General features: G+C 49.7%; 7 protein-coding genes. 3 read left to right on the forward strand and 4 right to left on the reverse strand.

Features of this window, described 5'->3' with window-relative positions:
* Positions 1-342: 342 nt before the first annotated feature.
* From TW77_RS23555 to TW77_RS23565, 3 genes are read right to left on the reverse strand one after another with little or no spacing between them, the layout of a single operon-like run.
* Positions 343-804 carry an NfeD family protein gene (locus tag TW77_RS23555; protein ID WP_046007416.1) on the reverse strand — a complete coding sequence of 154 codons (462 nt, stop codon included), beginning with the start codon at positions 802-804 and terminating at the stop codon, positions 343-345.
* The gene (locus TW77_RS23560; RefSeq protein ID WP_046007417.1) at positions 801-1,760 is read right to left on the reverse strand and encodes a slipin family protein; all 960 of its coding nucleotides are present in this window, start codon (positions 1,758-1,760) and stop codon (positions 801-803) included. Before TW77_RS23560 ends, TW77_RS23555 begins: the two co-directional genes overlap by 4 nt.
* A gap of 58 nt (positions 1,761-1,818) precedes the next feature.
* Positions 1,819-2,928, reverse strand: coding sequence for an alanine racemase (locus TW77_RS23565; protein WP_046007418.1), 1,110 nt, complete (start codon positions 2,926-2,928; stop codon positions 1,819-1,821).
* 309 nt (positions 2,929-3,237) lie between these two features.
* On the opposite strand from TW77_RS23565, the gene TW77_RS23570 reads away from it, so the two are divergent.
* Positions 3,238-3,861, forward strand: coding sequence for a class I SAM-dependent methyltransferase (locus TW77_RS23570; protein WP_046007419.1), 624 nt, complete (start codon positions 3,238-3,240; stop codon positions 3,859-3,861).
* Here the strand turns inward: TW77_RS23570 and nudB are convergent.
* Entirely contained in the window at positions 3,845-4,285 is a 441-nt protein-coding gene (gene nudB, locus TW77_RS23575) for a dihydroneopterin triphosphate diphosphatase (RefSeq protein WP_046007422.1), read from the reverse strand. The genes TW77_RS23570 and nudB overlap by 17 nt on opposite strands.
* Positions 4,286-4,822: 537 nt before the next feature.
* Here nudB and TW77_RS23580 point away from each other — a divergent pair.
* Together TW77_RS23580 and TW77_RS23585 are read left to right on the forward strand one after the other, a co-directional pair.
* Positions 4,823-5,896 (forward strand): tetratricopeptide repeat protein, encoded by a 1,074-nt coding sequence (locus tag TW77_RS23580; RefSeq protein WP_046007420.1) that lies wholly within the window; start codon positions 4,823-4,825, stop codon positions 5,894-5,896.
* Between the two features lie 136 nt (positions 5,897-6,032).
* Positions 6,033-7,757: M6 family metalloprotease domain-containing protein (locus TW77_RS23585; RefSeq protein ID WP_046007421.1), on the forward strand; the 1,725-nt coding region annotated here is incomplete at its 3' end.

Consider the following 7,757-nt stretch of genomic DNA (forward strand, 5'->3'; position numbering starts at 1 on the left):
AAAGTTACCCGACTTTAGAGGCTGAGATTGGCCCGGAAAAAGCACCGCTTTTTCAGGCTCGATGAGTGACAATGATGCGTTTTAAAAGCACCGCTTTTTGCATGATTTGAACACTGGAGGCAGGACGCCGTAAGCGAGCTTTGGTATTTTGTTGGGAAAGAAAAATTGTAAAACAGGCCCTGGACGGCGACTCTGGCGAAAACAACTCTTAGTACTTTGATGGATGAATCAACAAAACAGACTTTGAACTAAGCTATACAAACACAGAGTGAAATATTGCCTGTAGCAGGTTGAACGGTCTTCCCTGACCTAACTGCCTTGCGCTGCGAAAAGGTGTTTCTGTCACTCGTCACCGAGTGCTGCCACCCACAGCACCCCAACACTTTTCTTGACTACTTTGACTGTGGTGCCTTTTGCAATAGGTGTTTCGCTTTTTAGCTGCCAGGTGATCCCGGAGTAGGCATGGGTGAGCTGGCTTTGCTCGTTAAGGTCGTCGCTGAGTACCAAGGTGATGTCGGCAAAGTCGCTGTTTACTTCTGTGCTTTGCGTTTTAGCCTGCATACGCTTGAGCGGTTGCCAAAGTACAGCTGCCAGAGCGGCGGTTAATACCGCATTGACCCACAGCGCATTCATCAGGGTGGCGTCCAGTAAGCCCACCGACATCATTAGGCCACTCAGGACCAGTGACAGGCCGAGGAAAAACAGCACAAAGGTGGCAAAGCCCAGTACGGCGACTTCTATGATTAAAGCCAGCAGCCCGAGTACAATCAGGATCTGGCTCAGGTGTTCAACAAACAGGCTCACGGCTGCTCCTTCTGCTTTTTATTCAGGCTGTTGATGATTGACATGCCTTGTGCCACCAAAGAGCTGGGATCTGTGCCGCTTTCAGGCAACAAGACCACGGATGACTCGCGGGCAATCGCCTCTTTGGCAACAATGGCTTTGCTGGCCAGGTCGAGCTGAATGGCTTTTTGGCCTTCTTCGGTGTTGGCGGCTTCACCAACTTTTCTCAGTGCATCTGCTTGCGCTTCCGCAACAGCGATAATGGCTTTTGCTTCACCTTCTGCTTTTAGGATTTGCTCGGCTTTTTCTGCCTCTGCGGCCAGTACCTGGGCTTGTTTTTTACCCTCGGCCACGTTGATAGCGGCTTGCCTGTCACCTTCCGATTCCAGGATCTGCGCACGCTTAACCCGCTCTGCCTTCATTTGCGCTTCCATGGCTTCCATTACTGAGTTGGGTGGCACTATGTCTTTGATCTCATATCTGAGCACCTGAATGCCCCAGGGGTCGGATGCGGCATTGATGGCAGAGACAATATTGGTATTGAGCATATCGCGCTCTTCAAAGGTTTTATCCAGCTCCATTTTGCCCAGCTCACTACGCATGGTGGTTTGCGCCAGCTGAGTAACCGCGAAGATGTAATCGTCAACGCCATAGGTCGCTTTGTAGGGGTCCAGCACCCTAAAGTACAGCACGCCGTCCACAATTAAAGAGATGTTGTCGCGGGTGATGGCCGACTGAGAGGGCACATCGACGGCTTGCTCTTTAAGGCTGCGATCGGCAGACACCTGATCGATAAAAGGCACAATAAAGTTCAAACCAGCTTCTTTGGTTGACTGGTATTTACCAAACCTCTCTATGATCCAGGCGCGGTTTTGCGGCACAAATTTAATGCTGCCTTTGAGCACAAAGATGATAAAAATCAGTAAAAAGGCCTCAACGGTGAGGAGGTAGTCGAGAATGAGCGTGATAGGGTCCATGTTTATTCCTTCTTTATTTCCGTGTCTGTACTATAGCAACAATGCTGAATGTGGACCATTACCAGCCGCCAAAACGTGGCCAGTAGTCCATTTCATCATTCGAAATCACCTGATAGCCTGCATGTTGCGCGGCGGTGGCACAGGCGTGATTGGGCAATATGCGCAGTAAGGTGCCAATGGCAAAATGACTGAGGTCCAGGCCCTCGGGCAGGGCCACAATGCCGTGCTCCTGATTAACACTGTTTACGCACAGCTCGGGGATAACGTGGCCGGCTTCGTCACATACCAGACCATAACCATACTGAAGTGAGGCAATGCCGGTATCGCGAGACAGCGCCATCCAGCCGGCATCGAGGATCAGCCAGTTTTTCTCGCGGTTATGGCCAATCACCCGGGTCAGCACGCTCAGTGCAATGTCTTGTGAGCGGCATACGCCCAGACCGGCCATCACCAGATCCATACTGGCGTAGACACCAGCGCGCACTTCGGTGATTTGCTCAAAGCCATCTCCGAGCATTGCTGTGGGGGTCGAGCCAACACTGATAATGGCACTGTCGATTTGTTGCGCGCTTAACCGGCTCGCCGCATCGCGGACTGCATTTTGCTCTTGTTGTGCTATAGCACGGATCTCATCCAGGCTGTTGCAGTCATACGAGCCACCGGCATGTGTCAGCAATCCTGAGTATAACCCATTGGAGGCCAGAATTTTGCCAACGGCAATGAGCTGCGGATCTTCTGGCGCAATACCGGCACGTTTTCCGTCACAGTCTATTTCAATCAGGCAGCTAAGCTTGCAGCCATTATCCTGACAAAAAGCATGGACAAACTGCGCTTGCTCGAAACTGTCGAGCAGAATATGTAGCGTAACGCCCTGATTCTGGATATCCAGGATCTCCGGGAGTTTGTGCTCACTGATCCCCACTGCATAGGTAATGTCTGTAAATCCGGCCTGAGCGAACTGTTTGACTTCCTCAAGGGTAGACACAGTGCATGGGGCCGATGTGTCTTCCAGCATATATCTGGCTGCGTCTACCGATTTGAGGGTTTTCAGGTGTGGCCGTAACCTGACATCAAACTGTGCCAGGTGCGTATTTAGCCGCCCAATATTAGTCAGCAGCTTTTTTTTATCCAGCAACAGACAGGGGGTGTGTAAAGCATTGAGTGACATAAAAACTCCTTGTGTAATGGATCACTGACGTCAACCGTTGGCATGCATTTAGGAACAGTTCCCGGCATGTTTTCAGATGTTCGAAACCTAAGCTTCCAGTAAAGGGGCACGCGGTTCGTATTGACCATAATCGATCCATTATGGATCCACAGCATGGCAACCAATGTATACGCTTTTAACGCTAAATCAAAGTGTTAATCGTGACTGAATCTCAGGCATGTTTAACCAAACTGTCATAATTGTGCCTTGATTATTGTCTATGATGGTCGCGTAACAGGAACACATGAAATTGGTTGGAGCGTAGCAACTATGCCTATGCAATATTACGAAGACAATGCATTACAACTGGCTAAACTTTACCAGTCTTACCGCTTTGAGCTGCTACATGCTTCATGGCTAAAATTTGTTACCCCTTTGATGGAACAAGCGGGTTTAAAGTTTTTGGACATTGGTGCCGGGGCAGGCAGAGACGCCAGGTTTTTTGCCGAGCAGGCAGAGCAGGCGCAAGTGGTTGCTGTGGAGCCCGTGTGCTCGTTAAATCGTCTGGGGCAGGCCTATACCCGCGATATGCCGATCAGCTGGTATCAGGACGAGCTGCCTTGCCTTTATAAGGTGCAAAAGGAGCATCATGGTTTTGATGTGATTTTAGTGAGCTCTGTATTCAATTATTTGCAGTCGAGCTCGGGCCAGCAGGCCATGCTCACTTTGCGCAACCTTATGAATCCGGATGCACTGTTGGTAGTAAAGCTGCGCCACTGTAGCGATGAAGAAGCGTTAGAGGTCCGCGGAATGGTCAATTGCACCGTGGATTATCTGCTGGATATCGCGCACAAAGCGGATTTAACCTGCCTGGAGGTAACTGAACCGGAAGAAGATGCCCAGGGCAGAGCATCCGTCACCTGGCAGACACTGTTATTTAAGCCAGCTCAATAGACAAAATCTCCTGGCGGTTACTGCTTGACCAGGCTTGCTCGGCCGCTTGTTGCTGAGTAAGCCAGCGATAAGCCAGGTGCTCCCCCGGTGCAAGGCGCACCTCACATCCTTTTGGTACGCAAACACTGAACACATACTCAGTATTAACGCTGGCACCTGCCACATACCTGTGCTGCCATTGCTCTCTGATGGTGTACTGATTACACTTTTGATGGTCTGTGATACTCAGCCCCAGGGCTTGGGCATCAATGCCGGTTTCTTCTAATAACTCGCGGTATGCTGTCTGGATGGGGGATTCTCCGGGGTCAATTCCCCCAGTTACAGATTGCCAAAAATCAGGATCATCGGCGCGTTGCAAAAGCAAAAATTCGTTATGGGTATTATAGATAACGACGAGTACGGAATGCGGTTGTCTGAGTGCCATGGTAGTCGCTGTGCTGTTTTTGCCAAATTTACCCAAAAATAAGCCGGGTTGGCAAGTTAATGGCTCCAGGCAGAAGGCAAAAAAAAGGGCAGGAAATGTCCTGCCCAACCTCCAATAGCAACAAAACTGTGCCAGGAAATACCCAATAAACCAACATCCTTGTTGGTAAGCTCTACTTCTCGGGAGTTCATTTGGAATGACTCGTGTGATTAGCCATGCCCTAAGGAACGACTTCATGCTATCGCAGTGTTTTCCAAATGTAAACAGGAAAATGAGATATTTCATATAAAAATATTTATATTTTCAGTTTTTGCTCATTTTTTGCCAATAAAATAAGCAACTTCCTTTTTCATGTCTCAAGTAGTCAAAAATGGGCGTGGGTACTTTCATTAACAAATGTGTTTTATTTGTATGTGTTTTGGGCGGTTTTTTGACCTGGTTGTATCAATAATGGCCAGTTTGGGGAGCCTAGTTATCTGGTATATTAATTGTATCTGTACCATGCTTAACCACATTGTAATTAGGTGTTACCGACTTATGCTCACAAGCCTGTTGTTTTTTGCCACCGTCGCGTTCACTCCTGCGGAGCTATTCAAAACACTAAACCAGTTAAAGGAGCTGAATGATAAAAATCCGGCTCAGGCAGCGTTGGTGTTTCATCAGGCTCAGGGCCGATTGCCTGCAGAGCCCAGCAAAGGCTTGTTGCAAGTGTACCTGGCCGGACTTGAGTCGGGCGTCAGAGCACATGATCATACCGTGGTAACGCACATCGTAGCGCAACTCAATCAGGATAAATGGCAGGCGTACTTGCAGGGCGAACACGTTCATGTGATAGGCTCTGTGGCGATTTACCATCGTCATATGCATGACTACGACTATGCCGAGCAATTGAATGAGTGTGCGCTGAATTATGTGGCTGATGAGAAGCAGTATGCACGGATTGCCAACAACCTGGCGGTGGTCTATCGGTTTACTGGCAAGCATAAAAAAGCAACCGGGATCCTTAAAGAAGCCATGATGCTCTCTGATGACAGGGAAATAATCGCAAACATCAAGAATAACCTGGGCAACCTGTACTTCGACAATAACAGTTATCGCAATGCTCAGCTGATGTATATCCGGGCGTTTTTATTCCATTCAGAGACAGAGCAATTTGGTCATGCCGCCGGTACTGGCTTGAACCTGCTCAATACACAAATCCATTTGCGTGACTGGGGCGGTTTTGTGCGTTTTAAGTCTTCTGTGGCAACTCAGATAAACGCCAGCGGGCAAACCGTGTTTAATGACTTTTATCAGTGGCAACTGGCTGTCTTCGACGCGGTAGTTGAAGCCAAGGCTTTACAACCCGAGGTACAAACAAAGTTAATCGCATCCATGCCGGCTTTGATTGGCTCACAGCTGACCCCATCTGTGGATATGTACGTGCAGTTGCTCAACAATACGGCGATCACGGCCGCCTGGTCAAAGGCCAAAGTAAGCCACCCAAAACCTGCGCAGCTTACTCAAACTGGCAGAGGCCGTATTTTACTGCCGCGCTGGTGTGCTCAGGGCCGCAATCAGTTGCCTTTAGCTGACCTTGGCAATACGGTGCACAATGGCATTAACAAGTAGCAGTGGGCTTACGCAGATAAGTGATCACAAAAATTTAAATTTGATAAGTTGTAAATATAGGGTTAATAATTAAGTTCCTGTTTTCATATCTCTGTTGATATGAAAAAGGCATACCAACATGTAAAGGAACTTAAATATGCAAACACTACATTCTTTGTTGGCCATTGGGGCGTTGAGCGTTGCAACGCTTGCCAAGGCCGCTATCCCTTATAACAACACCAGCTACGAGTTTACCCAACCCAACGGCAAGACAATCACACTCTTTTTGCAAGGTAACGACTATTACGCTGAGCAAAGAACGGCGGATGGTCGCCTGGTCATTTACGATGAGACGCTTAAAGGCATGGCATACGCGCAGGTAAGCGCGGATGGTCGGGAATTGGTGTCTACCGGACAACTGGTTGGCAGCCAAGGCACGCTGCGGGCAAGCACAGTCGGCAAGCCTCAGGCCGGGCTGACGGATTTGGCCAAAGCGGCGCAGGTTGAGAAAAAGCGCGCACAGATGTTGGGCGACCAGGGTGGGTTATACACCTCGATGGTTAACACCCGGAGCCAGGAAGAGATCAGTGGTCAGGTAAAAGGCCTGACGATTATTATCGATTTTCCCGATGAGCGAGGCACCATTACCAAAGCGCAGGTTGAGCGCTTTCTGAACGATTTAAATTACAACGAGTTTGGTAATGCGCAGTCGGTACGGGGCTATTTTCGCTCGGTATCGGGCAATAAGCTCGACTACACCAACACAGTGACCCAGTATTACACGGCAAAAAAGAACAAGGCCTATTATGCCGACTCCAGCCTCAGCTCTACGGTTCGCTCGCAGGAGCTGATCAATGAGGCGCTGCAATGGCTGGAGTATCAGCAAGGGTTTGATTTTTCTCAGCTGACCACCAACAGCAGTAAACAGATCCGGGGGCTGAATATCTTTTATGCCGGCAATTCAGACAGTGCCTGGTCAAAAGGGTTGTGGCCACACATGGCAAGACTCAGCCCGCGTTTTTGCGCCGATGGCGTATGTACCGACCGCTATCAGATCACCGATATGCGCGCCAGCCTGGCCATTGGTACTTTTGTCCACGAGTCGGGCCATTTGATCACAAACTGGCCAGATCTTTATGACTACGATGGCAGCTCCGAGGGCTCAGTGGCCAGCTTTGGCGTAATGGGTTACGGAGCCATAGGTACAACCAATCGTTACAAGCCGACACCGCCCGTTGCACACTTCAGAGCTATTGCTGGCTGGGACACAGTGACTGAGCTGAACCCGGCAATTAATGCCAATGCGCCCTCGGGGCGTTTAAGTCATACGTCGGACAGCGGCACCTCTTATAAATGGACCAATCCGGCAAACAGCAATGAAGCATTTTATATCGAAGCCATTCATAAGTCGGGTCAAAACTCTGAGCAGCTTGATCAGGGGTTGGCCATCTGGCATGTCGACAGCCGGGGCACTAACTCGAATGAGTGGTATCCGTACATTCAGATGGAACACGGTGATGGCAACCGTGACCCGGAGTACAAGCGTAATCGTGGTGATGGCAGCGATCTCTTTGATGTGGCGGGGGAGTTCACTCAGGCTCTGCCCAATGCACAAACCTCTCGTGGTACTAATGCGCTGTGGTGGAACGGCAGTGATTCCGGGCTCAGGATCAGTGATATTTCCGACCCGGCACAAACTATATCTTTCACCCTCGACTCTGCGACTCAACCCGATCCAGACACCTATACAGGCACACTGAGTGACAAGCAAAGTGCCATTGAGCCGAACGGCAGCTGGTTTCAGTACGGCGGCGGCACGATTGGCCTCACCCTGAGTGGACCCGCCAGTGCCGATTTTGACCTGAAAATAGAAAAGTGGTTA

The organism is Pseudoalteromonas rubra, from assembly GCF_000967655.1.
GTDB classification, from domain to species: Bacteria; Pseudomonadota; Gammaproteobacteria; order Enterobacterales; family Alteromonadaceae; genus Pseudoalteromonas; species Pseudoalteromonas rubra_A.